The following is a 25,389-nucleotide window of genomic DNA, read 5'->3' as shown; positions in this document are numbered from 1 at the left end:
TTAGAGGTTTTCACCCCAGCCGTTTATTGGGATAGAAAACCCGAAGGTGCTCCCCTTTCCGGCTTCACTTTTAAACCAGACGCTGCCTCCGTGGAGCTGCACTACTTCTTTTACAAGAGCCAGGCCAAGTCCGGTCCCCGGATATATTTTGGAAGAGGAGGAATCGATCTGGCTGAAGGGTTTGAAGAGCTTTTCATGGTCCTCCTCTGCAATGCCGATCCCGTCGTCAGATACCGAGATTTCGACCAGGCCGGCCCTGGGGGACGCTTCGACCCTTACCTGCCCGTCTTCGTTTGAGAACTTGATGGCATTTTCCATGAGGTTGCAGAGGACCTGCACAAACCTGGCCCTGTCTGCAGAGATTTCGGACAGGCACCTGTCAATGTTGAGTTCAACCGTTATCCCTTTTCCTGCTGCCAGGGGGAAAAGCATCTCCCTGACTTCCTCAAATGCTTCAGCCAGCCTGAACCTGCTGTAATTCAGTTCAAACTTCCCGGATTCTACCTTCGAGAGGTCCAGGATCTCGTTTATGATTTTTAAAAGATGTTTTCCGCTTATGGAGATGTTCCGGACGTATTTCAACTGTTTTCCGTTCAATTCCCCGAAGACCTGCTCGGAAAGGATATCCGAAAAACCTATAACCGAATTTAAGGGAGTCCTCAGTTCATGGCTCATGTTTGCAAGAAACTCGCTCTTTGCACGGTTCGCTTTCTCAGCATTCTGTTTTTCCCGGAAGAGTTCCAATTCGTAGTTTTTCCGGTCCGTAATTTCCATTCCGGTCACCAGAACGGCAACTATATTCCCGGCTTCGTCTCTGACGGGTTTTGACCGGAAGAGCCAGGTCTTTCCTTCCGGGGATTCGAATTCCCCACCCGGCCAGCTGCCGTCAGCCGAAAACTGCAAACACCCTGGATTTGTGAAAAATAGCCTGCCCATAGCCTCAAGGTCCCTGCCGGTAAGCCCTTTGAGGTCTTCCAGCTCCATTTTCAGCAGTTCCAGGGCCGCCCTGTTCGCCCAGAGGATTTTAAAATCCGGGTCCTGAAGTACCACCATTTCTTCAAGGGAATCCAGGATAAACTTTTTTTCGTGTTCCCTGGCTTTGCTCTCCTGTTCTGCAAGCCTTATGCTGGCAAGCATCTCGTTGATGCCCCCGGAAAGCCTGTGGATCTCGTCATCTCCCTCAATTTCAAGCCGCCTGGACAGGTCTTTTTCCTTTTTCACCTTATTCAGGAAATTGTCGACAGCAATCAGCCTCAGGACAAGGAGGCGGTCCAGGCTGAGTTTTGTTGCGGTCCCCACAAGCACCACGCTCAGCAGCAGGAAGCCGTACATGCAATACAGGGTCTTTTTTCCCTGGGCATAAAGGTCACGGGGATAATCGGTCCTCACCAGAGCCACAGGGCTCTCTTCCGGATCTTTCAACACGAAATACCCGGCTATCCGCTCCTCTCCCAGAGGGTTTACCACGATTTTCAGGAGAGCTTCATCGAATATTTCCCGAAGATCCGGGGGCATCTCTTCCTCAACCGTAAAGAGAGATAAGGAGGATTGGGTGCGCTCTTCAAGGGATTCTATGAAAACATCATCAAGGTACTTCCCCAGGATGAGAGTCCCCCTTACGGGACCTTCCTCGAGGCTGTTGAGGATAGGGCGGCCGATAACAAGCATCGGGCCTTCTTCAAGCAGGATTACTCCCGCTATGCTGTCCGTACTGTCCCGGGTTACAAGAAGGCCACTGCCAACCCTTTCCAGGACACCCGGGGGCACGGGAACAGCCTCCTCATTTACAAGGTCCATGGACTTCGCGTAGACCGGGACCCCGGATTCATTAATAAAGAGCATGAGGTTCAGGTCGAGTTCGAAGAGAGTATCGTCCCCCAGGTTTGACTGGATATATCCGGGGTCCAGGGTCCTGACAAATCCGCAGGTATCGTCCCAATAAGCCCAGTCCATAGCGGTCTTGTCAAGATATGAAGCCTCACTTGCAATAGCATACTGGACTCTTTCCGTATTCTCCATAGTATCCCGGGTCTCCAGGCCGGAAAAGCTCGACAGGAGGACGGTATGGGAAGCAGCTATCAAAAGGGTGATTAATAGACCGAACATTACGAAAATAATAACCATCAGTTTTTTACCGAGATCCATTAATATTCACCCGCAGCAGAAACAACCATTTACAGCATAATGCCATTACCCAGCATAAACAGCTACGAACCAATTGCCAGACCGAAATGATACACCTGTCTCAGGATAACAGGAAAAAACTTTACTCTGGCCCACGAGGCTCAACTTCAATACACTTGTTCATAAAAATAAAATTGAGATATATATAAAGATTCCTTAATGACAGACGAAATATTTTTTATAATTTAAGATGAAGCAGCTGCATTGGCTGTATTGGCTGCATTGGCTGCTTCAGGACCTGCTGGAAAGAGGGACTTCCGGTTGACTACCCGGACCTGCGGCAACTTAAATTATGCAGCCTGATATATGCAGCTTAAATTCTGAAAAAAATTCATGATTACATTGTATATTTTTCTGCATGAACTCTTTTTACTTTTCATAAGGCACCAGGCGCTGTATCACCCCGTTTTAGATTCAGATCGAACCTGCGCATTTATTGCATAAACATGACAAAAAAACGCGCAGAAAGCATAGACGTAAATATAATTCCAGAAAAATACAACCAATTATATTTTGTTGCCAGGCAGAGGTTCGAGGTTGATCTTTAAAAAAATACCAGTTCACATGTTCGAAAAATTTCATAATATTTTTAGCGGAAGTACTAAAAATACTTTCAAGATTTGCAGAAAATGCGGAGGGGCATGTGAGCATAAAAAAGTCGGGACCCTGCTCCCCGGTGAAAAAGAATACATGGCAGGGAAAATGGGCATAAGTGTTTCAGAATTCGAAGCCCGGTACCTGGATATCCTGGAAATGGATGACGGGACCCAAATCTATGTATTAAAATTAGGAGAGTTGTGCCCTTTTTTAAACACGGAAACTGACAGGTGCGAGTGTGCGGAATTTAAGCCCCTCCTCTGCAAAATCTACCCCCTTGCTTTCACGGTTAAAGCCCAAAAAATAAAGTTCATGATAGACAATTGGTGCCAGCTCTCCAAAAAAAAGGAATGCAGGAACTATTTCGAAACTGCAATACCCCTTTTTTCAGCTCTCCCTGTTCCTCCGGAATGGTTCGGATATGTAGCGGGTTACGATAGCCTTTGTTTTGACTATGATTAGATTGGAAAACACAGGAAAGGCAAAAACCGCTGCGAAGTGTTCTTGCTCGATGAGCTTTTGGACCTGCAGGGAAGGGATGAAAAACTTGCCCGCCTGAGTGTTGACCTGGATAAAGAAATTGGAGAACTCACATTTTAAGTTCCGGGCTGAAATAGCGGTCTTCATTTCTTTTACGTTTTCATTCAGGATTCTCGCATCCTCTTCAAATTTGATGGATTTTCAGTCACAGGAAAAATATAATAGTTGATCCATTTACCTATATTCACATTTTGCCGGGATCATGGCTGCCGGTAACTGACCTACAAGCAGGGCTACTTTCCTGCAGCGGGCAAGGGGATATTTCTCGTTCCTTATTTCTTCAAGGCAGGCAAGCCGGGCTTTATTCCGGATTTCCTTAAGGGTTTCTTTCATCTTTTGCTCCTACAGCTTTATCGAAAGGGCAGGGTACTCCTTTTTCACAAACTTCTTTGCATGGATAGAGAGTTTTGTTCTTAGGACTTACGCACTTGACGAATGAAATCAAGTTTTTGGATATTCACCTGAAAACCGTGCTCCAGACCTCTTTACATATATGTAAACACCTTTGACGGTATAACGTCAACGTATAAATCGATAAATATTAAAAATAAAATATAAGTGTATATATATAGTAGTTAACTCGATAACCTTTCTTCGGGTGATTTTAATGGTAGATGAACGTGATTCAAAAACAGGGACTACTAAAATAATGAATGAAACTCCCTTAATTATAGGGTCAAATGAATATTAAATGGGCGGAAATCAAAAATGAGTCATCAGCAAGCAAATATTTCCATGAAAACGAGAGTTACGGATTTAATTGTTATCCTTTCTGATGGACTGTACGAACGAGAAGAGATCGTTGCAGTTTCTCTTCTTTCAGCCCTTTCAGGGCAGCCAATTTTTTTATATGGCTTGCCAGGCACAGCGAAAAGTCTAATTGCCCGTCGTATATCAAAGGTGTTTAAAGATGCAACTCATTTTGAGTATCTGATGCAAAGATTCAGCACTCCTGAAGATGTTTTTGGACCTGTAAGTATTCGAGAACTAAAACAGGACAATTACATTCGCAAAACGGAAGGCTACTTACCCACTGCTGACTTTGCTTTTCTTGATGAGATATGGAAAAGCAGTCCGGCTATTTTAAACACACTATTGACTATTATAAATGAGAGAATTTATTGCAATGGCGGAAAAGACGAAAAAGTTCCATTAAAAGCATTGATTGCTGCAAGTAATGAGACTCCGCCACCCAATCAAGGATTAGAAGCTCTCTATGATCGCTTTGTAATGCGAATAATAGTAAATCCTATGGAAGAGAGAGAGAATTTTGAAAAACTATTGGAGGGAGGGGCTGTCTCTGCTGACATTGAAATTCCGGACGGACTACAGTTTTCTCACGATGAGTTTGAGCAACTTTCCAGGGAAATCGTTAATGTAAAAATTTCCAGAGAAGTATTTACCATCATAAATTCAATCAGAGTTTCACTTGATGAATTTAATAAAGATAATCCCAAAATTGCGGTTTATGTTTCTGATCGCAGGTGGCAGAAAATTGCACTCATTTTGAAAACATCTGCATTTTTGTGTGACCGCACTGAGGTAATACCCGTTGATACCCTTATATTACGACATTGTTTGTGGACACTTGAACAAAATAGAGAGCAGATTAATGAAATAATTGAAAACTGTGTGAAACAGTTTGGCGGCGCTAACAATGAGAAGTTAAATAGCTGGGAATTGAACCATAAGGATCTTGAAAAAGGTATCTCTGATACATTCTTTTATACGGAAAATATTTACGACACCGAGATAACAGAAGATGTGCTTAATTATAGTGGGAAATCCGGTTATGACAACGATTCATTTACCAAATGGTTTGATTCAACTCCACCCATAAAAATTAGAAAGGGGACTCAAAAGGCTGTGGACCCAAGGACTAAAGATACTTTTGTTAAAGCTTGTGAAGATTCTTTGAGTTCACTTCTGGAAATTATTGATGACACAAAATCTTATCTCACCATTCAAAAAAAATCGAATGAAACACCCTTTGTACCTTCAGAAAAAAGAGAATTAGTGCTTGATATATCCAGCTCTTTTCTTAAAGATTTGGAAAACCACAAATTGAATGCCGAGCATTTGCTGGAAAAGGTGCAATCTTATGCAATCTCCGAATCGTGAAATTGCTAAAACAAAGGAATTAGTCGATGCTCTTTGTTCAAAAGATTTTCCCGATCTAACCAGTGGAGAACTTGAAAAAAAATTGAGTAGAAAAATTAGTTACTGGGAAAAATCAACTCGCAATTATTTAGAAAACGCAAACCCTTTTGAAAGACATCGGTCTAAATTGGTTTCCGCGGAATGGGATTTTAAGGCACATGGCGGGTGTGAAGAATCAATTATGAGCGATTTAGAGGGATATAAATCACTCAAACCATCCGCAGATGTTATTTTTTGGGAAGAAAAAACACTTGATGTGGAAAAAAAGCTGGAGGAAGAGACGGAAAAGGAGAAAGAGTCAATCATAGAAGACCTTAATGCTATTCGCAGGAATGAGCAGGAAGCATGGAGACAAGAGTATGAAAAACAATTACTTGAATGGCAACTCAAAGAAATCCAGAATCGCCGGGAACAATTGTTAAAAGAGGTAAAAGAATGGCTTGAACCTTTACAGCAAATGAAAAAGGTATTTGATGAGCTGGGTATTGAGCCTGGACTTTTGTGGGATTCAAGTGTTGGCAAATTATGTACGCAAGACATATCTTTCCTTAAACAATGGGCAGAATATCTGAAAAATAATGAAAGCGTCCGTAATTTATGTGAATTAATGGGAAGATTAAGTAAAGAACAACAATCTCGTCGCACAGAGATTATTAATTCAACCGTTCAATACTCTGTTATAAAACCCGATATACATTCCAATGAAGAGATTGTTGGTATTAAGCTTGGTAGAGATTTAGAAAATGTTATTCCACAGGAATTGGCTCTATTAAGTGACCCTGATATTGCGTTGCTTTTCGACCTGAAATATGTTGAAAATCGGCTGATGTGTTTTTCCAAACAGGGCGACGAAACAGAAATCATTGAAGAGGATATTCAGAAGACCGTAAGCATTGTTGATGACAAGATGGGGCCGATAATTATTTGTGTTGATACAAGCCGATCTATGTCCGGGGCTCCGGAGAATATCGCTAAAGCATTAACTCTTAGTTTGTCATCCCGGGCGGTTTCCCAAAAGAGAAACTGTTATTTGATCAATTTCAGTACTTCAATAGAGACCCTTGATCTTACCCCTCCGAAAGGCATTCAGGATTTGATAGACTTTCTTAAAATGAGTTTTCATGGGGGCACCAACGTTGCACCGGCTTTATACGAGGGGGTACGGATGATGTCGGAAGCTGATTACAAAAAAGCGGATTTACTGGTTATTTCAGATTTTGTTCTCTATGGTTTATCTTCTGATATTGTTTCCCGGTGCAAAAAGCAAAAACAAGAGGGTAATCGCTTTTTTTCATTGTCCGTCGGTAGTTTTGGCACTCAGCGTGTTGATGAAGGTGTTTTTGATCAGAATTGGACATATAACCCTCTAAGTGGCGACATTTCAGAAATCAACAATGTAGTTGAATGGGTTACCCGGAAATGATGGAACCGGAAAATATTAAAAGTTCATTCGAAAGGGAGTTAGTGACAGCTTAAACATAATTATTTTTTAATTGATCGATTTGGCCGTATATATGATGAATCAAAACTTCAAATTTATTGATTTCTAATAGATAATTTTCATACGTATGGAGTTTGATTTTTTGTTCTTGAGTAGTGACATTGCACCTGTATTCTTCTATGAGAGGAGTTATTTTCGTTTTTGCAATGTCTAATTCAGTCGCAAAACCATTCCTTATCTGGATAGCAAAAGCATCTAGCAGGTTTTTTTCCATAAGCAGGTATGTCTTGCGGGATCCGGGCTTATGTATTCTTTTTATACCCCAAAAATGTTCTATATTTTTTATCTTAAGGCTGATAGAAGCAAGGCTATACCCGGTCCTCTCTGCCAGTTCCTCCATACTTATCTCATTGGGCTCAAAATTAAGTATCGATAGAATTTGTGCAGTGGAATTATCAACTCCATAGCTTTTAAAGATCTCATGACCAATGTCAATTATTTTTTTTTCAATATCAGGCATTTTTCTCCTCTATGAATCTGAATGTTTCTTTAATATATTGGGCTTATGTGCATCAGGCAGATACCAGTTTTAAGCCACCAATACCAACAGCAATTAGTCCAATGAAAAAAATCCTGGACAAATTCATTGATTCGTTGAAAAGGACTATTCCCAATAAGGTTGTTCCAATGATTCCAATACCTGTCCAGACAGCATAGGCTGTTCCAACGGGCAATGTTCTCAAAGCTCTTTCCAATAAATACATGCTCAAAATTAAAGTAATTACTGTAAACATCGTTGGATAAAACTTGGTTAATCCATCACTATATTTCAGTCCAACTGCCCATCCAGTTTCAAATATTCCTGCAATTAATAAGTATATCCATTCCATATACATCACGTTTTAGTGTTTTTAATAAATATTAAAAGCTAAGTGTGCCTAAGTTTTATTTATACCCTTTGTCAAAATACCACCGTTTAATTTTTCCTTAAAGTTTAGTATGAGAGATTATGTTTGGACCATATGTAAACCTGACAACTATACACCTTACTCTCGGCAGGTCGACATTTATATTCTAATAATTTTGATGATGGCGATTTTGAAATGATGCTCTATAATTATGTGTAGTTTTTAGGTTTACATATGACTAATTATTAAGCTCTCATGCTAAACTTTAATGAAAAAATGATTTAGTGCTTACATATGTCTTGGGAGTTGAGCCACAAGTTAACTAACTTTAAACCTAATATATAGTTAGCTAATGTTCAAAAACGGCATCAAGAAAAATATTCTGATTTCTTATGTCGACCTGCCGAACGTAGGATACACAATTATGGGGCATTATTTAAAAATCGCCATCTTTAGAAATCATCAAAAATTAAATGTCGACCTGCCGAAAGCAGGTGCTAAGACATAATTTCTTTTTTATCTGGGTTTTCGAGTAAAAAAAGAAAATTCCAGGGCATATTCGGGGCCCTTTCACTAACCTTTCATTAACCTTTCTTAAGACTTTCAAAAGCCAATCGCCCTTTCGGCCGGGATCATAGCCATTGGCACCTGGCCTACGAGGCGGGCTACTATCCTGCAGCGTGAAAGGAGATGTTTTTCGTTCCTGATGTCCTCAAGGCGGTCGAAGATGTGGCTGTTTTCAGGGCTTTCGGGAATATTTATCCGGATGATTTTTTCGAGAGATTCCATTTTTTGCATGAGGACTTTTTTGTCGGCCGGGGTTTCGAAGGTCCAGTCCCGGACTTCACGGCTGACTGCAGAGGCGATTTCTTCGGAGGAAGTGCCTTTTACCAGGAAGCAGGCAAAACGGGCTTTTTCCCTGATTTCCTCAAGGGTGTCTTTCAACCTCTGTTCCGAGACCTGCTGCTTTAGGGCAGGATGTCCTTTTTGCTCAAATTTCTTTGAAAGGACGACTTCTTCTTCAGCCCGCTCGAAAAGGGCGCAGGAATCCTCAAAGATCCGGAGAGAAGATTCAAGAAGCTTCTTCCTAAAAGCAAGGTCGATTGAGTCGGGTTTGGCAGCGTCCTGAAGGATTTTTTCAAACTTCCTGAATGTCCTGGAGAGGGCGTCGATTTCGTCTGCATCTCCCATTTCACAGACCATGGCTGAAAAGTACTTATCGGACTCTTCCCTGCCGATCTCGGAAGGATCAGAAGAAACGGAGAATTTTCCGGAAGATCCGGCAGACAGAAGGTTCAGGAAGGCTTCGTAGAAGTTCAGGTAGAAGCCTGGAAGGGGGTGGTTGGAAGCTGTTTTGGCCGAATTCCTGAAATCCAGGACGGCTTCTTTAAGCCTGCCCATGTATTCGGCTTCGGATTTTGCCTTTGCCGCGGCATGGAGGGAGGCTATGCCGAGGGAGCGGAAAGCATACTTCCGCACATAAGCGCGCTCCGAACCTGTTAGTTTCTCAAGGCTCTCCAGGGCCTGATGAGGGTCGGGATGCAACGTATAGGCAGACTCAAAGGTCCGGGCAGCTGCCCTCTGGACAGAATTGTCCCTGTGGTTTGTAAGGGACAGGAGATCAGCCCAGGCTTTATTTTTGTTCGGGACCAGCGGAAAAGAAGGAGCAAAAGCCTTTGCGGCTCCTTTCCGGACATCTTTATCCCAGTGGGATGAAAGCTGCACAAGTCGGCCCCAGGCGTCCTGTTTATCCTCTGCTAAGGGGAAGGCCAGAACGAGCAGGTCCGATGCACTTTTCCGGAGGTAATTGTCCGGTCCTGAACAGAGAGCGGAAAGGTTGTAAAAGATACTCGTTTTATCTTCCAGCCGGGGGAGAACCAGGGAGAGAAGGTCGGCAGCATCCTTGCGGACAGAGGATTCATGGTCGACACCCATCCGCAAAACCTCTTCCCAGACATCTGTCATAATTTCTTGTCCCAGGATTGCTTTTATGTCCTGTTCTGAACCTGCTTTTATGTTCTGTTCTGAACCTGCTTCCATGTCCTTCTCTGAACCTTCGTTCATGCCTGTATTTTGGTCTCCTTGCAGGGAAAAGAGAGATCGGAGGGACACGGATGCACCCTTCCGAATTATGGGGTTGGGGTGTGCTGAAAGGTTTAGCAGTCTGTTACAGATCCTTTTCTTTTCCGGCAGGTGCGGGAAAGCCAATGCAAGGGAGTCGGCAGCATCCATCCGGACATAACTGTCCTCATCTATCGCAAGTTTCAAAAGTTCTATACAGAGTTGTTTTTCCGGGTTTCCCGGTCCTTTTGCATTTCCTTCCTTGAAGACAGAAGCGAGGGAATACGCTACACTCCTGCGGGCAAAGGTAGGATTTCTTGTAATTTTTGAGAATTCTTCAGAAGCTTCCTCATCGGAAGCAAGGTAAGGATAGGCAGAAGCGAGGGCATGCATTGCCCGCCTGATCACATAACTATGGCTTTCGGCTGTCAGGATAAGGAGGTCTTCCCATGCTTTTTTCTTGTCGGAGAGGTGTGGAAAAGCCTGGACAAGGGTGTCGGCAGCTCTTCCCCGTACATAGCTAACTTTACTTCCCGCAAGTTCGGTAAGGTCTTCCCAGGCACTGTCTTTATCCTCAAGGTGCGGGAATAACGAAGCAATGGAGTCCGCTGCCCTGTTCCTCACATGACTGTCTGCGACTCCGCTGAGTCGTAGAAGGGTAGACCAGGCTCTATTCCTGTCAGGAAGGTGAGGAAAAACCAGAAACATGGTATCTGCCGCACGCCGCCGGAGAGTCCCCTTTTCAGAGGCAATCAGCCCTAAAAGGTCCTGCCATTCCTTTTCTTTATTCCGGGAACGGATAAAAGCGGAAGCAAGGGCTTCAAAAGCTTCTTTCTGGAGAGTTCCTCTCTCTTCCAGAGCAAGCTTGAAGAGCTCTTTCCAGGCTACATCCTGGTCTTCAACGTGCGAAAATACCACCCCGAGAGCTCGGGTAGCCTCAACCCTGGTGTTAATGTCTGCAGACTCCCTCAGCTCAAACAGGTCTTTCCATGCCTGTGTTTTATCAGGGATCAGAGGGAAAACCGATTTGAGGCAGGAAAAAGCATATTCCTTTACAGAATCGGTTCCGGAACCCGCAAGTTTCAGAAAGTCGTTCCAGACCCTCTGTTCTCCGGGCATAAGGGTATAGGAGGAAGCAAGGGCATGCACCGCTGCCTTCTGCACCCCCGGAGCCGGACTGGCCGTGAGGCCTGCAAGTTTCGTCCAGAGCTTTATCCTATCCGGCACATGAGGATAAACCACTTCAAGAGCTTTGACTGCAGTTTCCGCTACAAGGTTGTCCTTATCTGAGGAGAGCCTGAGCATATAATCGAAAGCCTGCTCCCTATCAGGAAGGAATTCAAAATTAGCACTCAACTGGCTCAGTGTATCGATTTTCTCCTCCATAAAGGGATTTAAAGTCCTGTCGTGTAGGGTTTCCTGGTCGATCACGTTTTCACCAACTTATTCCTGCTGTTAACATAAGTCCAGTCGACTGTCTGTCCCACCAGCAATTTCCGGTCTATAAAAAATAAGTCCTTCAACTTTCCTGATACAAACTCTGTTTTCCTTTATTCACAGTTTGTGTTATAGCTTATTAAATATTTTGTTTTTTATTTAATTTTTGTAACGTTAAAAAGTTTGGAAAATTCTATATGCAATATTTATACCCATATTTTTTATATTGGTTGCTTGAATGCGGATTTCTCATAAATGCTGTTCTTTTTAACCTGAATTTAAGTTTTTTCAATTTCCTTTAATTAACTTTCCAACTTAACTAATAATTATACAAAGTGCGTAATTATTCTTTGTTATTTACTTTTTAGTGTTTGGAGAGGGGGGAGGGGTTGCTTTTTGCATAGAATAGAGACATTTAATTCCCCTTCTGAGCACAAAACATATTCTGCTGGATTGCCACAGGGTATTGAAGGTGAATTTGGTCCTGGAATCAGATCTCTTATTATCACTCTTAACCACGTTGCTAATGTTTCAGAACCAAAGATCCTTTGTAATCCGCATTATGCTGCTTATTTTACAGTTCCTAACAAGAATCGAGTATCGCCCTTCTGACCCTAGTTTCAAAGAGATCCCACTTTCCGCAGATGTATTTTCAATTTTCGTCATTTTTTCAAGAACATCTGCGGAAAGTCAGAGATATCGGCTGAATGGTCCTCTTGCTATTGAAAATACGTAGTACCTAAAATACAAAAATCATAAAACTGGCCCTACTGATTATGAAAAAAATATTTTCAATGTTTGAGTTTGGTCAATTCATAAAGTCTTGCCTATTTAGGATAATTGTCTTGATTTGTGAGATATATTGGCAGAAATAACTCTGCCAAATCACCATAATGTATTATGAATTATTATAAAAAGGCCAATGATTTGAAAGTGAAATGTACTACCAACTTCAAATTAGTATTAAGTGGCGTGGGCTCTACTCATATCGATTTTAAATCCTAAAAATATGTACAAGTCATGCAAAATCGCTATTATTAGGACCATTTTTCCGTTAAATTAGTGATTTTAGCGTCTGTTGCTATCGTTCTCATTTTCTCTTTAAAAGTAGAGTCTGAGTGATGATGCACGCCAATCCAAGCAAATTACATACAATCATGCTCTTTGCTGGATTCATGATGGAAGAAACTACAAGAAATTAAGTCCAATAGTGCCTTATCATGAAAAAGATGGAAGCTTTTCTGGACAGATACTGGGACTTTTATGTGAAGCTCTGTGAGTTCAGAGAAAATCCAAAATCAGGGGCAGCAAAGCGGTTATCCACTTAGTTTGATCAGTTGTTTTCTACCAAAACAAAATATGATCAGCTGGATTGCTGCTCCTCATTACCTTCTGCTCCTTTTTGTTCCAGTTCGCCGCTGTCGGCACTTCCCCCATCGCCGTTTATAGGAATTGTAAAGGCAAAGGTGCTGCCCTCTCCCACATTGCTCCTGAACCAGACATACCCGCCATGCAGGTGGACGATCTTCTTAACCAGTGAGAGGCCGAGTCCTGTTCCCTGGAATTTTTTGGAGGCAAAGGAATCAACCTGGCTGAACGGTTTGAAGAGCTTTTTCTGGTCCTCGGTCTTGATTCCGATTCCCGTATCTTTAACCGTTATTTCCACCATGTCCCCTTTTTTCCTCGCCCCTACCTTCACGAGACCTTTTTCATCGGAGAATTTTATGGCGTTGTCAAGAAGGTTATACAAGACCTGAATGAAGCGGTCCTCATCCGCCCGGATGCTGGTGAGTTTGCTGTCCACAGCAATTTCAATTTCAATATTTTTCCTGTCTGCGATTGGTGAGAGCAGGGTTTTTACCATATTGAGCTTACTAACGAGCCTGAATTCCCTGTAATCCAGTTCCAGTTTTCCGGCTTCTATTTTTGAAAGGTCCAGGATGTCATTGATAAGATTGAGGAGATGTTTTCCACTCCTTGAGATGTTCCCTACTGATTTTAGCTGTTTTTCATTCAGCTCCCCGAAGGCCTGCTCATACAAAAGGTCCGAAAACCCTATTATTGAGTTCAGGGGGGTCCTGAGTTCGTGGCTCATATTTGCCAGAAACTCGCTCTTAGTGCGATTTGCGACCTCTGCAATCTGCTTTTCCTGAAAAAGTTTCTCGGCCTTCTTCCTTTCTGTGATATCCCACCAGGTTTCCAGGATCCCTATGATATTTCCCTCTTCGTCAGCCACGGGAATTGCCTGGGCAAACCATACCTTTCCGTCTTCGGCTGTGAATTCCCCGGATTTTTTCCCTCCTGTCACAAAAGCCGGTTCGAGCTGCAGGTACTCCACGAGGCGCCTGCTTATTCCGGGAGCGGCTTTCTGGTAGGTCCCTACAGCCTCCTCAAGGTTCATTTCCATATGTTCGAGGGCAGCCTTGTTTGCCCATATTATGTTCAGGCTCGGGTCCACAAAAACAACCAGTTCGTTAAGAGAGTCGAGGAGGACCTTCTTTTCTCGTTCCTGGGCCTTCAGTTCCTGCTCTGCAAGGTCTATCTCGTTCAGCATGCCGTTAATCTCACGAGACAGCCTGAACAGTTCGTCGTTGTCCTTGAGTTCAAGCTTCTTGGACAGGTCTTTTTCGGACCTGACATTCGTTACGAAATCGTCAATTTCGATTAACCTGGAAATGAAGAGCCTGTCAAGGGCAAACTTGACTCCTACCCCTGTCAGAAGCCCGGTTAAAAGCAGGAAAAAATACATGTAGTCAAGGGTTTTCTTGCCGTGTGAATACAGTTCCCTCGGAAAATCCGCCCGGATGATGAGGGCAGGCTGGTCTGCTATATCCCTTAACTCAAAATAACCTGCCACCCTTTCTTCGCTGAGGGGCTCAACCACTATCCCACCGGGAGTTTTGGAAACTTGCGCATATTGATTCTGGAAGTCAGGAGGGAGATTTTCGTCAGCTCTGTACATGAAAAGGGAAGAGCAGGTAACTTCTTTAAAGGACTCGAGAAGGGCACTGTCAAAATATCTCCCAAAAACCAGAGTCCCCTTGGCTGGCCCTTCGTACTTCGTCGTGAGGATAGGGTGACACGCAATAAACATGGGGTCCTCGTCAAGCAGGACAAAACCACTTATGGAGTCATCTTCCCCCTCTGTCAGGAGAGCCCCGTCTTCTATCAGTTTCAGCAGCCCTTCAGGCACCGGTTTTTCTTCCGCAGTCTCGATATCCACGGATTTTGCATAAACAAGTGTCCCGGAATCGTTAACAAAAAGCATGATGTTAACGTTAATCCCGGCAAGCGTCTCATTCTGGAGGTCCACGTCGATGTACTGCTGGTTCTGGTCTTCGATAAACTGATAGGTGTCATCCCAGCAAGCCCAGTCCTGAACAATATAATCAAGATAACCCTGCTCGGTGGAAACGGCATTCTGCACCCGTTCCACATTCTCCAGGGTATCTCTCTCTTCAAGCTCCAGAAAATTAGAAAGCTGCATGTTATGAGTAAACGTAAATACGGCAGTCAAAACTGCAAAAATCAGAAGAGTTATTATGAGTACCTTTTTACTGATATCCGTAGGGGACACCTCTGGAGGTTTTTTAGGGGTTGAAGCAGGAACTGCCAATAAACATAGATGAAGAAAAAAATATAAATATTTATTTACTAAATGTTACTGAATAAAATAATTATTATAAATGAACCCTGCTCTCTAATGGAGAAATTATGGTATCATAAGAGAAAAAGACCTGAAAACGGCTTTCAAGGTATGAAAACTCTTTTAATTTCGTAAAGTATTGAGATACAATATACCCCCAAAAAAGTTAATATTTACTTTCCACCTGAGCCCCATGCCATCTTTTAAGGCCAGGAAAAGCCTGCAAAGGTACAAACAAAACAGAAACATACAGCCTCAAAAATACTCTTTTTTATACCTATTTTTTAATACCCTTTTCCATTACAGGCCCTGATAACAGCTTCCCTGGCATTTTCGTAGGACCGTTTCGCAAGTTCCACACTACCTTTCATGTTCCTGATATTCATGTTGAAGCAGCGGGCAAATTCCCTCACATTGTTATGGAAATCCGGATCGTAATCAAGGCCGGTGTCGAGCTTTACAGCCAGACTGTATTTAGGGTCCTTCAGGTATTTACTGTCAAAATCTACTGCTTTCTTGCCCTTGTTTTCCATAAGCTTCCAGCTGGAAGCCCACATGGGGGTCAGGTAAATAGCTCCCGTTCCCCGGCAAGCCAGCATGGCTTCCGCATAGGCATCGTTTCCCCCAAAAGCCACACTTATGCAGTCTTCCAGGTTTTCTCCGCTTGAATCCTTAAGGAAATAAAGGGGACACCCAAGATCTGCAAAATCCTCTTCCAGTTTCCCCAGGGTGTGGCCGCAGGTACCGTAAAATACGAGTATCCCGTCCGAAAAGGAAGCCATCTCCCGGATGTTCCTGTAGACCTCGGATTTCAAGAGGTCAAGGTCCGCATGGAGCCCGAGCCTTAACAGGTTTACGACCACAGTTACCTTTTGCCCTCCCCTGAGCTTCATATCCTCATGCATTTTCCGGAAAAAAGGAAACAGCATCAGGGGTTTTGCAAGCCGCCGGAAATCACTGCCGTGCCCGCTTTTCAGCAGCATGGGAACCCTGTCAAGAGGAGCGGTACGGTGGGCACAACCTTCGGACTTCAGTTTTCGAAGGAACCCGAAACTATCCCTGTTTTCCGCAATGATCAGCTGCTTGAGGTCCCTGTCATGGGAAAGTACGTATGCAAGCTCATCTTCGAGCATCCCGCAGGCTATAATACTTAAAACGGGAATTTCAAGACCTCCATTTTGTACACGGGTATCGGGTAATGTTCTCAAGGCAAACTGTGATAGTCCGGATAAGGCAAGCTTCGATAGTCCGGAATTCAATTACAGATTTCTGCCTTAAGTTCCCTATAACATTTATCAAATACCTTTTGGTTTCCTTCAAGCTCTATTACTTCAAAGCCAAAAAGATCCGCAAATTCCATGATGTTTTCGTCAAAGTTTTCGGTATACGAAAGCCCCGTCTTGAGCTTTGCCACCCTTCCGTACCCTGTAATCTCATGGGTCTTCTTCATCATCTTGAGGGCTTTTTCCGGGTCTTTGTGCAGCTTGTCCACATGTAGAAACTCTTCCCAGGCTGCAGAATACATGGGAGTAAAAAGGTAAGTTCCCACGTTGCTGACACTCTTAAGCACTTTCAGGTACTGCGCAGAACCCCCGAGAGTTGCCCCTATGCAGTCATCGACAACCCTGCAGGCGTCGTCCCTGAGGATCCGGACAGGGCAGTCCGGCAGGCGGGAAGCGAAGTCCTCTTCCACGTTCCCGAGTACGTTTCCGCAGAGCCCGTAGAAGAGCAGGATCCCTGAAGAACCGGAAGCAAGCATCTCTACGGTCTCATAGACCTTGTTTTTCAACTTCTCAGGCCGTTCGTGCAGGGCCAGCTCAAGCATGTAGACCAGCACGGTATATTTTCCAGGGGCATCTCCAGCAGCCGGAGAAAGTTTGGGGATTTCATCCTGAGGCAGGACCTTATGCGGGAATCCGGCGGTTTTCAACTTAGCCAGGAGCCCCCTACAGTTTCCGTTTTCAACAACTGCGACCTCATCTATCGAAGGGTCATTTTCAAGGACCCAGAGGATTTCATCCTCTAAAATCCTGCATGAAATCATGCACATTACCGGCATCAATGAAACCTCACATACTGTTTTGTAAAGTATTTATTCTGGACAAAGTAATTATTATGGAAATACTCTGGAAATAAGGGCTTGAACCGTATATCAACAGCTATCATATATCAATAGCGTAAGCTGGCAGTGAATCGCAGTAGACAGCAGGCCAGAAAGAAAAGTTTCTTGAATAAACAAACGGTGGGCAGGAGGGGGCCTGAAAAACACATTCCCTCCTGATATTTTTGCTGCCGCCTGTCCCCTTACTTTTTCGATTTCGCAGGGATTTTCTTGTCCGGGGTGACCCCGTAATATTTTGTCCTTGCAGAACCCCAGATGCAGCCGTTTTTCCCGAAAATCTTCAGTTCCAGGTTCTGGATAGATTTGCATATCCCGTTTCCTGCCCTTGCACCCTTGCAAACTATGCAGTAATTTTCACAAAAAACAGGGGGTTTGCCCTTATCAGTTTCAACCATTTCTTCACTCCCGCCTTTCCGGATACTTTGTATCCGGATTTAACCTTAGAGAAGCTTCTTTCCTGCTTCCGGGCCTGGAGCACACTGGAAGACGTCTGTGATTGTGACTTCTATCAGGTTCTTTGCAGGAAGTCCGGGCTTTGCAGCGTGGACGATTTCTTTCATTTTCTCGAACTTTTCCCCGGAATTGATGATCGCGGCTTCGCCCTTTATCTGGAAGCAGCCTCCTGTTTCGGGCCCCCATACGTAGATTGCTACACTGGGATTTTCCTCCAGATTTGTCAGGGACTTGACCATGAAGTTGTCTGCAATCCAGATAGTTTCGTCGTCTACAAGCTGGCAGAAGCCTATTGGCACAACGTTAGGAACCCCTTCTTTTGAAGCAGTAGCTACCGGAAAGATCTTTACCTTTGAAAATGCGGTTTTCATATTTTCATTTAACTTTACCATAATATTCACCGACATGATGGTTTGCAGTATAAATTTATATATTTAAGCGTTAGAATTCTGTACCATAGGTTTTATTTGTGTACTATAATGACCTGCAAAAGCAGAAAAAAGTTTGCAGGAGGATTAATTTAGAAAAATGGGGGATAAAAATGTACTTTCAGGAAATCAGGGAACTCGGAGAGGGCATCCTGGGGAAAATTGACCAGGGAAAAGAAAAGCTTATGAACTGGAAGAACTGGCTGAGCGAATACGGGTTTAACCCGAAATTCCCTGACGACCCCTATTCCTGGCTTACGGTCGTGCTGGCCTTACAGTCCGTAGACTCGGGAAACTACGGGGTTGGAAGCGTCCTGGTTGGCGCCTCCGGAAAGATAGTTTCCATGGGACACAACCTTGTATATTCCCCGTACTTCAGGAGCGACCTGCATGGGGAAATGGTGGTTATAAACCACTTTGAAGACGAACACCCGGAAATAACTACCCTTGAAGGCTATACACTCTACACTTCCCTTGAGTCCTGCCCCATGTGCCTGGTAAGGTTGATTTCCTCCGGCGTAAACAGGGTCCTTCACGCAGCCTCCGACCCCATTGCCGGGGCTGTCAGTACAATAGAGCTTCTGCCTCCCCTCTGGAAAGACCTTTCGGAACACCAGTTCTTTGTAAAGGCAGAGTGTTCGGAGGAGCTCTCAAAAGCTGCACTGGAAATTATGCATATCAACGCAGAAGAACTGCTTGAGGTCCTGAAAAACAGAGCAGGGTCTGCCGGGGAAGAAGAGGGGAAAGAAAAGTATCGGAAAACGGTTAATTAAAGAGATGCAGGCCCGTCATTTAAATCCCAAGGACACCAGTTTTTTATATAGATATGGTTATATAAAGGGATTTATAATTATATAGCGTTTATATACATTATTGTATAATCTTCCAATCAAAATAGGGAGGGGGAACAATGAAGAAACTGGTATTTTTAACCGCCCTACTTGTAGTGGCGCTGGTATTCGTTTCCGGCTGTACAACTACAGATCAAAATGAAAGCCAGACACCTACAGTAACGCCGACCGAACCGGTAGAACCGACAGAACCGGTAGAAGAAGTCACCACCGAAGAGGAAATGGTTACTGAAGAAGGAACGCCTCAAGAAGGAATGACTGAAGAAGGAACGCCTCAAGAAGGAATGACTGAAGAAGGAACGCCTCAAGAAGGAATGACTGAAGAAGGAACGCCTCAAGAAGGAATGAATATCGTGGAAACTGCCGCTGCAGCAGGTGATTTTGACACATTGGTCACGGCAATCCAGACCGCAGGTCTTGAAGAAACCTTAAGCGGAGACGGGCCCTATACAGTCTTTGCCCCTACAGATGCGGCTTTTGGCGAACTTCCAGCAGGTACTCTTGATGATCTCCTTCAAGATGAAGCAGCCCTGAACAATGTTCTTCTCTACCACGTATCTGACGGGGAATATGATGTCACGGAAATGGAGTCCGTTGAAACCCTGCAGGGTGGAGAACTTATAGTTGACGCTACTGGCGACCCAGTAACAATAGATGGCGCAAACATCATAGGGGAAAGAATTGAAACCAGCAATGGATATATCTACCCGATAGATACGGTAATGATCCCGCCTGAGTGAAGGTGAAATGAAAAAACATTCCTTTTTACTTTTACTTTTTTCTTCATTTCCTTTTTGGGATTCTTTTTTCATAAAAATGGAAAAAATAAAACGGAAAAGCGGAATTTTTTACCCGGAGTTGACAGTGCGCCTATTAAAAAGTAACCATTTCCCTGTGCCAGAATTCGACGCTGTAATCCAGGTAATAAACGACCTCAGGCTCGACTTTTATAAGGATGGTATCAGGGTCCGGAGGCATATCTGCAGTGACCGGGAACTTGGCTGCCATGATCTCCCCCACTTCCCGAAGTTCCCCTTCATCCGTAACGATTGAGGCTTTTCCCTCCACCTGGAGGGCCTGCATATCAAACCAGTTAGGGTCGTCCTCATCAACCGTGTAAGCCACAGCCGGGTTGTGCATGATGTTTTGGACTTTCCGGGTATCTTTGTTTGTTGCAAAATATACGGTTGCTTTTTCGGAGACGTAGGCCATGGTATGAGCCATCGGCCTGCCTTCAGGGCTTACGGTTGCCAGGTTCAGGTAGTAATGAGTTGCAAGATATTCGCAAATCTTTGCTTTGAGTTCTTCTGTCATCTTCCCCCACCAGGATTTTGTAATATTTTTAAGCAAAACTTCTGTCTCAGGACCCCGGATATTCGCATATCCTGATGCAGTCCTGTAAATCCCCTTAAGCCTGCACGGGAAAAAACCTTGCTCCCTATTTCGCAGTCTTTTTCCCCCATACAGTTCTATATTGATCGAATTTATAAATTTTGCTTATAAACTTTACTTACGTATTTTGATTACGTATTTTGATTACGTATTTTGATTACGTATTTTGATTACGTATTTTGATTACGTATTTTGATTACGTATTTTGATTACATATTTTGATTACGAATTTCTGCTTTCATCCTGCTTGATAGCTACCTTTACAAAAATATACAGCACATATTATAATTTCCTATCAATATATGTATTCCGAAATCATTGGAGTAAAATAAGGGGAGACTATCAACGAAAGATGAGGGGAAACGATCAATGAGAGACCAGGGGAGACTATCAATGAAAGATGAGGGAATGATAGATGAGAGGAGATTATCAACGAAGGCTGAAGTATTGAAGGCTGGAATACTGAAATCGTCCTTGCTTCGAAAAATTCCGGTTTTAGTTTTGTTGTTGGCACTTATATCGATTGCAGCATATCCTGCAGGAACCTCAGCTGCGGATACCTCAAGCACCGAGGCAGTCTCTGGGGTGAAAGGGCAGGCAGAAGCCATGGATGTGGAAATCATTGTCAATCCGGACAGGGAGGTCAACTGCCTGAAAACCATGGATAAGGGCAGCTTTAAGGTTGCAGTTCTCGGATCTGAGAAGCTGGACGTAGAAAAAATAAATGTTGACTCCGTGACCATAAGCTGCGAAAAGTCAGAAGAGTCTGTGAAGCCGATTGATTTTGAATACAGAGATGTTTCTTCTGACGGGCAAAAAGACCTGGTTATGGCATTTGACTGCCATGAAATGATGGTGAAACTGGACCTGAGAAACTGTTTCTGCGAGGAGGCACCCATGCAAGTTACGGGCTCAATGGATGAAACTGCAGGAGCCGGGATAATCCAGGGAAGCGCCAGTACCCTTATCCTGCCACGTTTCAGGTGATAAAAACCTGGAATATACAAAAATCTGAAATTCAAAAATCTGAAATATGCATAACATAAATGAAGTGCGGGGCGAAATGTTTCTCTTTAATTTTAAAAACCCCGAAGAAACCCTGAAATGGGTCAGCCTGGACGACAGGGTAATGGGCGGAGCCTCAAGAAGCCGGTTGGACTACTCCGGAGAAAATGCAGCCTTCAAAGGAGAGGTCAGGCTGGTTGAAAACAGACCCGGGTTCGCTTCCGTTCGTTCGAAAAACAGTTCCATTGACCTGAAAGCCTTTGAAGGCCTTTCAGTCCGGGTAAGGGGGGACGGAAAGGTTTACAGGCTCAACATTAAAACCGACAGGCACCACGATGGGTTCCTTTATCAGTACGCCTTTAAAACCGAAGAGGGGGAGTGGATGGACATAGCAGTCCCCTTTGAAAATTTCCGTCCCTCTTTCAGGGGCAGAGCCGCAAAAGATGCAAGACCTCCGGATGCAGGGAAGATAATGTCCTTAGGGCTCATGATTTCCGGGCAGGAAGGCAAGTTTGTCCTTGAAATCGAACACATCAAAGCATATCGGAAATGAAAACCTTCCTGGAAAACTGCATCTAATCTCTAAAATTTATCGGATCTCCAGGACTGCACCTGATCTCTAAAAATTCACCGGCTATCTATTTTAAAAACCTTACTTTTCCCCATATGAAATCCAGAAGGTAATGGACCTCCATAGAAAGGACAAGCCCGAGCAGCGCAGCTACTCCTGCCCAGACGGGAGGCAAATTCGTGCCGAGGTCCAGCAGGGCCTTTAACCGGGTAATAACGGCAAAATCCGCACTTTCGACCGGGATCCGGTTCACCCCGAGGTCCAGCAAGGCCAGAGGGAAGTAGAGCATAAAGGCAAGGGTGAGGGAAAGGATTATCGGGCCGAAAACAGGGTGGTGTAAAACTCCCCTGTGCCCGAAAAGCCGCTGGTAAGGGCGCCAGATAACCTTCAGAGCTCCCCACCTCCTGTAGGGGCCGCTCTTGATGTCAAGGTCCGGGCTTAAGAAGAAGGTGCCAAAGAGGTAAGCAAGGGAAAAAACCGTTATCCTCCGGCTTTCAAGGTAGCTTTCAGGGAAAGGGAGCAGGGGCCTTTCAAGGAGAGGAAAGAGGCCTAAAAGAATAATAAACAGGACAATAATATTGAACTTATCGTGGGTTTTTCCGCCTGGCAAGTTTTCATTCACCTTTTTTCCGTTTTTTAATTAAGGAAATAAACCTGCTTCAGGTTTCGATAACCAGAAACAGGCCCTAAAACGAATAAGAAGGTGAAAGGAAGAAAAAAAGCCTATTTAAGAGTTGCGCTTTTTCACACATTCCTTTAGCTTTTCTTCAAGCCGGATCCTGGAGATGAAGACTCCGAACTGGGTTGCAATGGTCTCGATGACAGTGCGCACGCTGTCGGAAAGCTCATACTCACGCTCGGATGCCAGGTAAAAGGCAGCAATAACCTTTTTTCCATGCTTGACAGGGAGAATTGCCGTAGCTCTCAGGTTTTCCTGCCTGAGCGCATCGTCCCTGGAGGTCAGGAGGAGGTCTATGTGCTGCTTGTAGACGGGCTGCCCTATCATTACAAGCTTGGCATTGGGAGAACTGGCACTGTAATGGGAAGCATACTCAACGAAGGTTGGAGAAAAGCCGCGGTAGATCCCAAGAGACATGTCCCCGGTTTCCTCATCGATCAGGTATATGCCGCCTGCATCGATTTCGTCTATCTGGAGGCAGGAGTCAAGCAGCAGCCCCAGGGTTTCATGCAGGTCTTCCGAAGTGCTGAGGGCAATGCCCAGGTCCCGCTGGATGTAAAGCAGTTTTTCTTTTTGCTTGCGTTCGGTGATATCCAGGATAATACCTTTTAAATATTTTACAACCCCGTTCTCATCGGCTTCGATAAAAGTCCTCTCTTCAACCCAACGCACTTCCCCGCCCCTGGTCAGGACCCGGTATTCATGGGTGAAATCCACGTAATCTTCTTCAATCCGCCTGGAGAGTTCCCTTTCAACCCTTTCAAGGTCGTCGGGATGCACAATATTCCCGTACAGCAGCTTTCCGGATGTGAACTCTTCTATTGTATACCCGAACTGCCTTATGTTCTCGGATACGAATTCCGCAGGCCAGTATTTCTCGGGCCTCCACAGGAAAACAGTCACCGGAACCTTGTTTATTACCGAGATAAGTTCCTTTGCCATCTCCAGGGCACTGCATAGAGCCTGTTCGCTCATGCATTTACTGGGTTTCTGCCTTCCATGATTGCCATTCCTACCTGAACTCGAAGCCACTTTAGCCATTTTAGTCTCCGTCTTGCGCATAGGGTATTGTGCACAGGATTTAGTGAATAGAATATTTTGTGAATAGAATATTTTGTGAATAGAATATTATTGCAGGAAGCTAGGAGAAAGTTTCGCCTATTTAGGTTTTTTGCTTCAAGTAACAAGTAATACCCAATAAATTAAAAAGCTTGTGATTTGAACTTTTGGGAAGTATCAGGATGCTGCGGCCTGAAATATGAATCCGGCCAGAACCGGGAGCAGCTGTTGGAAACAAAAAAAGAGGGGAAAAATATATATATTTAAAAACGCCAGCCCGGGCAGAGTCAACCCGGAAATAATCTGCACCTCATAAACCACGCCGAAAACGGTCCACGAAGCTCAGTGGTGCAGGTAATTCATGAGTTGACCGGATCATAACTGTAGAGAAAACATTTTGGAAGTTAAATTTACAAAGGTAACTCATCTATAAACTCAGCTACATCCCGGGTCTGCCAGCCGTCAATCAATTCCTGGACCGCCGCATTCCTTACAAACTCGTCTTTTTCCCTGAGAGCCATTTTCTATATAAAAGGAAGGGTCCCGGGTTCATCATGCCACCCTTTTGCAAGTTCCTGGACCGCCGTAATCCTTACAAAATTATCAGTGTCGTTGAGCAGCCTGTCCCTGACAAGCTCCAGGGTTTCCGGCCTCTCACGCCAGACATTTGCAAGTTCCTCAATAGAATTTTTCCTGACAGAATAATGCCTGTCTGAAACGGCTTTTTCCTGCACCAGCTCAAAGGTCCCGGGTTTACCGTGCCAGATGGAAGCAAGCAGGTGAACAGCAATTCCCCGCACCATGTTGTCCTCATCATGCAGGCACCTGTCCCTGACCAGCTCCAGGATTTCCGGGTCATCCTTCCAGTTCGCTGCAAGCTCCTGGAGGGCAGCACCCCTGACTGAATAGTGTTCGTCCTTTACTGCCCTTTCCTTTACCAGAGGAAGGATCCCGGCTTCTTCGGGCCAGCCCTCGGTGAGCTCCTGCAAAGCGGCATACCTGACAGAATAATGTGCATCACTCAGGGTTTTGTCCCTGACCAGCGAAAGGGTCTCAGGTTTTTCTTTCCAGTATTTTGCCAGGCTCTGGACTGCGACAGCCCGGACAAAACCGTCCTTTTCCTTTAGCACCCTTTCCGCTATGAAGCCAAAAGTGCAGCAGGTATTTCCCCAGCACCTGGACAGCTCCTGAATTGCCGCACTCCGGACAAATTTGTCCTCCGCATTTACCATCCAGTCCCTGAGAAGTTCCGGGATTTCAGGCCTGTCTCCCCAGGAAGCTGCAAGCTCCCTAACAGCAGCCCTTCGGACCTCGTAATTGACATCCTCAAGAGCTCTTCCCCTCACAAGGGCCAGGACCCCGGGTTTTTCTTTCCAGAGCCCTGCCAGCACCTGAAGGGCAGTTTTCCTGACCGTATAATTGCTGTCCCTGACAGCCCTTTCCCTGATCAACTCAAAGACTTCATCATTATTTTCGAACTTTTCCGCAAGTTCAAGGAGGGCCTCCCGCCTTACGGTGTGATCCCTGTCCTTTACTGCCCTTTCCTTCATTAACTTCATTGATCGTAAAGAAAGCTCTTCATTTTCTTCAGGATCATCAGGGGGCAGAGCTACAGCGCTTTCGTGCATTTCCATCCACCTATTTTACGTCCACCTTTAGAATATATCCACCTGAATAATATATTGACATTATATATTTAAAATCATACTTAAAAACATTTGATTTATTAAGTTTTTCGATGAAAATATTTAAAACAGCAGAAAACATCCTCCTGAACTCTGAAACTTCTTTCTTTTTTCTGCTGCCAGGAATCAACTTGATGCCATAGATCAACTTGATATATCATCAAATATAT

Annotated in this window: 21 protein-coding genes; 7 read left to right on the top strand and 14 right to left on the bottom strand. The window is 44.3% G+C overall.

The genetic code is table 11. From position 1 onward, the window contains the following. Complete coding sequence (locus tag FTO70_RS04435; RefSeq protein WP_255334495.1) at positions 1-2,145, bottom strand: CHASE4 domain-containing protein; 2,145 nt, start codon at positions 2,143-2,145, stop codon at positions 1-3. Between the two features lie 603 nt (positions 2,146-2,748). On the opposite strand from FTO70_RS04435, the gene FTO70_RS04430 reads away from it, so the two are divergent. Beyond that, positions 2,749-3,243, top strand: coding sequence for a YkgJ family cysteine cluster protein (locus FTO70_RS04430; RefSeq protein WP_255334494.1), 495 nt, complete (start codon positions 2,749-2,751; stop codon positions 3,241-3,243). Positions 3,244-3,495: 252 nt separating this feature from the next. Here FTO70_RS04430 and FTO70_RS04425 read toward each other — a convergent pair whose 3' ends face one another. Continuing rightward, positions 3,496-3,654 carry a hypothetical protein gene (locus FTO70_RS04425; protein ID WP_255334493.1) on the bottom strand — a complete coding sequence of 53 codons (159 nt, stop codon included), beginning with the start codon at positions 3,652-3,654 and terminating at the stop codon, positions 3,496-3,498. Between the two features lie 402 nt (positions 3,655-4,056). On the opposite strand from FTO70_RS04425, the gene FTO70_RS04420 reads away from it, so the two are divergent. Further along, on the top strand, positions 4,057-5,442 hold the full coding sequence (locus FTO70_RS04420) for an AAA family ATPase (RefSeq protein ID WP_255334492.1): 1,386 nt from the start codon (positions 4,057-4,059) through the stop codon (positions 5,440-5,442). Continuing rightward, a complete protein-coding gene (locus tag FTO70_RS04415) occupies positions 5,423-6,904 on the top strand; it encodes a VWA domain-containing protein (RefSeq protein WP_255334491.1) in 1,482 nt (493 codons plus the stop codon). Before FTO70_RS04420 ends, FTO70_RS04415 begins: the two co-directional genes overlap by 20 nt. 49 nt (positions 6,905-6,953) lie before the next feature. Here FTO70_RS04415 and FTO70_RS04410 read toward each other — a convergent pair whose 3' ends face one another. The 8 genes from FTO70_RS04410 to FTO70_RS04375 all read right to left on the bottom strand — a co-directional run bounded on the left by FTO70_RS04410 (position 6,954) and on the right by FTO70_RS04375 (position 17,941). Further along, positions 6,954-7,442 (bottom strand): GbsR/MarR family transcriptional regulator, encoded by a 489-nt coding sequence (locus FTO70_RS04410; RefSeq protein ID WP_255334490.1) that lies wholly within the window; start codon positions 7,440-7,442, stop codon positions 6,954-6,956. Between the two features lie 52 nt (positions 7,443-7,494). Continuing rightward, positions 7,495-7,812 (bottom strand): multidrug efflux SMR transporter, encoded by a 318-nt coding sequence (locus FTO70_RS04405; RefSeq protein WP_255334489.1) that lies wholly within the window; start codon positions 7,810-7,812, stop codon positions 7,495-7,497. Positions 7,813-8,433: 621 nt separating this feature from the next. Further along, the gene (locus FTO70_RS04400) at positions 8,434-11,322 is read right to left on the bottom strand and encodes a HEAT repeat domain-containing protein (RefSeq protein WP_255334488.1); all 2,889 of its coding nucleotides are present in this window, start codon (positions 11,320-11,322) and stop codon (positions 8,434-8,436) included. A 1,369-nt stretch (positions 11,323-12,691) separates the two neighbouring features. Continuing rightward, positions 12,692-14,815, bottom strand: coding sequence for a CHASE4 domain-containing protein (locus FTO70_RS04395; RefSeq protein WP_255334487.1), 2,124 nt, complete (start codon positions 14,813-14,815; stop codon positions 12,692-12,694). A gap of 443 nt (positions 14,816-15,258) precedes the next feature. Continuing rightward, positions 15,259-16,107, bottom strand: a complete 849-nt coding sequence (locus FTO70_RS04390) for a DUF1638 domain-containing protein (RefSeq protein ID WP_304364397.1) — start codon at positions 16,105-16,107, stop codon at positions 15,259-15,261. A gap of 122 nt (positions 16,108-16,229) precedes the next feature. Continuing rightward, positions 16,230-17,033, bottom strand: a complete 804-nt coding sequence (locus tag FTO70_RS04385) for a DUF1638 domain-containing protein (RefSeq protein ID WP_255334486.1) — start codon at positions 17,031-17,033, stop codon at positions 16,230-16,232. A 245-nt stretch (positions 17,034-17,278) separates the two neighbouring features. Beyond that, the gene (locus tag FTO70_RS04380; RefSeq protein WP_255334485.1) at positions 17,279-17,491 is read right to left on the bottom strand and encodes a hypothetical protein; all 213 of its coding nucleotides are present in this window, start codon (positions 17,489-17,491) and stop codon (positions 17,279-17,281) included. A 45-nt stretch (positions 17,492-17,536) separates the two neighbouring features. Next, positions 17,537-17,941 (bottom strand): pyridoxamine 5'-phosphate oxidase family protein, encoded by a 405-nt coding sequence (locus FTO70_RS04375; protein ID WP_255334570.1) that lies wholly within the window; start codon positions 17,939-17,941, stop codon positions 17,537-17,539. 149 nt (positions 17,942-18,090) lie between these two features. Between FTO70_RS04375 and FTO70_RS04370 the strand changes: the two genes are divergently transcribed. Both FTO70_RS04370 and FTO70_RS04365 read left to right on the top strand, forming a co-directional pair. After that, a complete protein-coding gene (locus FTO70_RS04370) occupies positions 18,091-18,750 on the top strand; it encodes a nucleoside deaminase (RefSeq protein ID WP_255334484.1) in 660 nt (219 codons plus the stop codon). A 173-nt stretch (positions 18,751-18,923) separates the two neighbouring features. After that, positions 18,924-19,568: a fasciclin domain-containing protein gene (locus FTO70_RS04365; protein WP_255334483.1), complete on the top strand. Its 645-nt coding sequence runs from the start codon at positions 18,924-18,926 to the stop codon at positions 19,566-19,568. Positions 19,569-19,701: 133 nt separating this feature from the next. On the opposite strand, the gene FTO70_RS04360 is transcribed toward FTO70_RS04365, so the two are convergent. Continuing rightward, entirely contained in the window at positions 19,702-20,142 is a 441-nt protein-coding gene (locus FTO70_RS04360) for a pyridoxamine 5'-phosphate oxidase family protein (protein ID WP_255334482.1), read from the bottom strand. A gap of 585 nt (positions 20,143-20,727) precedes the next feature. Here FTO70_RS04360 and FTO70_RS04355 point away from each other — a divergent pair. Together FTO70_RS04355 and FTO70_RS04350 are read left to right on the top strand one after the other, a co-directional pair. Continuing rightward, positions 20,728-21,207 carry a hypothetical protein gene (locus tag FTO70_RS04355; RefSeq protein WP_255334481.1) on the top strand — a complete coding sequence of 160 codons (480 nt, stop codon included), beginning with the start codon at positions 20,728-20,730 and terminating at the stop codon, positions 21,205-21,207. A 46-nt stretch (positions 21,208-21,253) separates the two neighbouring features. After that, a complete protein-coding gene (locus tag FTO70_RS04350) occupies positions 21,254-21,778 on the top strand; it encodes a CIA30 family protein (protein WP_255334480.1) in 525 nt (174 codons plus the stop codon). Between the two features lie 85 nt (positions 21,779-21,863). Here the strand turns inward: FTO70_RS04350 and FTO70_RS04345 are convergent, their stop codons facing one another. The 3 genes from FTO70_RS04345 to FTO70_RS04335 form a co-directional block, all read right to left on the bottom strand. Next, positions 21,864-22,406: a DUF2227 family putative metal-binding protein gene (locus FTO70_RS04345; RefSeq protein WP_255334479.1), complete on the bottom strand. Its 543-nt coding sequence runs from the start codon at positions 22,404-22,406 to the stop codon at positions 21,864-21,866. Between the two features lie 117 nt (positions 22,407-22,523). Continuing rightward, positions 22,524-23,450, bottom strand: a complete 927-nt coding sequence (locus FTO70_RS04340; RefSeq protein WP_255334478.1) for a GAF domain-containing protein — start codon at positions 23,448-23,450, stop codon at positions 22,524-22,526. 608 nt (positions 23,451-24,058) lie between these two features. After that, positions 24,059-25,162, bottom strand: coding sequence for a HEAT repeat domain-containing protein (locus tag FTO70_RS04335; RefSeq protein WP_255334477.1), 1,104 nt, complete (start codon positions 25,160-25,162; stop codon positions 24,059-24,061). Positions 25,163-25,389: the final 227 nt, after the last annotated feature.

This window comes from Methanosarcina sp. KYL-1, from assembly GCF_024372725.1.
GTDB lineage: Archaea > Halobacteriota > Methanosarcinia > Methanosarcinales > Methanosarcinaceae > Methanosarcina.
The sequence above is the reverse complement of the archived record's forward strand: the minus strand, read 5'-3'. Positions and strand labels throughout refer to the sequence as shown.

Bases quoted from the DNA above. Each gene is read 5' to 3' on its own strand.
- FTO70_RS04390 (WP_304364397.1), bottom strand. From the start codon at position 16,107: ATGCTCGAAGATGAGCTTGCATACGTACTTTCCCATGACAGGGACCTC.
- FTO70_RS04395 (WP_255334487.1), bottom strand. From the start codon at position 14,815: ATGCAGCTTTCTAATTTTCTGGAGCTTGAAGAGAGAGATACCCTGGAG.
- FTO70_RS04375 (WP_255334570.1), bottom strand. From the start codon at position 17,941: ATGGTAAAGTTAAATGAAAATATGAAAACCGCATTTTCAAAGGTAAAG.
- FTO70_RS04370 (WP_255334484.1), top strand. From the start codon at position 18,091: ATGTACTTTCAGGAAATCAGGGAACTCGGAGAGGGCATCCTGGGGAAA.
- FTO70_RS04420 (WP_255334492.1), top strand. From the start codon at position 4,057: ATGAAAACGAGAGTTACGGATTTAATTGTTATCCTTTCTGATGGACTG.
- FTO70_RS04340 (WP_255334478.1), bottom strand. From the start codon at position 23,450: ATGAGCGAACAGGCTCTATGCAGTGCCCTGGAGATGGCAAAGGAACTT.
- FTO70_RS04360 (WP_255334482.1), bottom strand. From the start codon at position 20,142: ATGACAGAAGAACTCAAAGCAAAGATTTGCGAATATCTTGCAACTCAT.
- FTO70_RS04385 (WP_255334486.1), bottom strand. From the start codon at position 17,033: ATGCCGGTAATGTGCATGATTTCATGCAGGATTTTAGAGGATGAAATC.
- FTO70_RS04430 (WP_255334494.1), top strand. From the start codon at position 2,749: ATGTTCGAAAAATTTCATAATATTTTTAGCGGAAGTACTAAAAATACT.
- FTO70_RS04435 (WP_255334495.1), bottom strand. From the start codon at position 2,145: ATGGATCTCGGTAAAAAACTGATGGTTATTATTTTCGTAATGTTCGGT.
- FTO70_RS04380 (WP_255334485.1), bottom strand. From the start codon at position 17,491: ATGGTTGAAACTGATAAGGGCAAACCCCCTGTTTTTTGTGAAAATTAC.
- FTO70_RS04350 (WP_255334480.1), top strand. From the start codon at position 21,254: ATGCATAACATAAATGAAGTGCGGGGCGAAATGTTTCTCTTTAATTTT.
- FTO70_RS04425 (WP_255334493.1), bottom strand. From the start codon at position 3,654: ATGAAAGAAACCCTTAAGGAAATCCGGAATAAAGCCCGGCTTGCCTGC.
- FTO70_RS04405 (WP_255334489.1), bottom strand. From the start codon at position 7,812: ATGGAATGGATATACTTATTAATTGCAGGAATATTTGAAACTGGATGG.
- FTO70_RS04415 (WP_255334491.1), top strand. From the start codon at position 5,423: ATGCAATCTCCGAATCGTGAAATTGCTAAAACAAAGGAATTAGTCGAT.
- FTO70_RS04410 (WP_255334490.1), bottom strand. From the start codon at position 7,442: ATGCCTGATATTGAAAAAAAAATAATTGACATTGGTCATGAGATCTTT.
- FTO70_RS04335 (WP_255334477.1), bottom strand. From the start codon at position 25,162: ATGCACGAAAGCGCTGTAGCTCTGCCCCCTGATGATCCTGAAGAAAAT.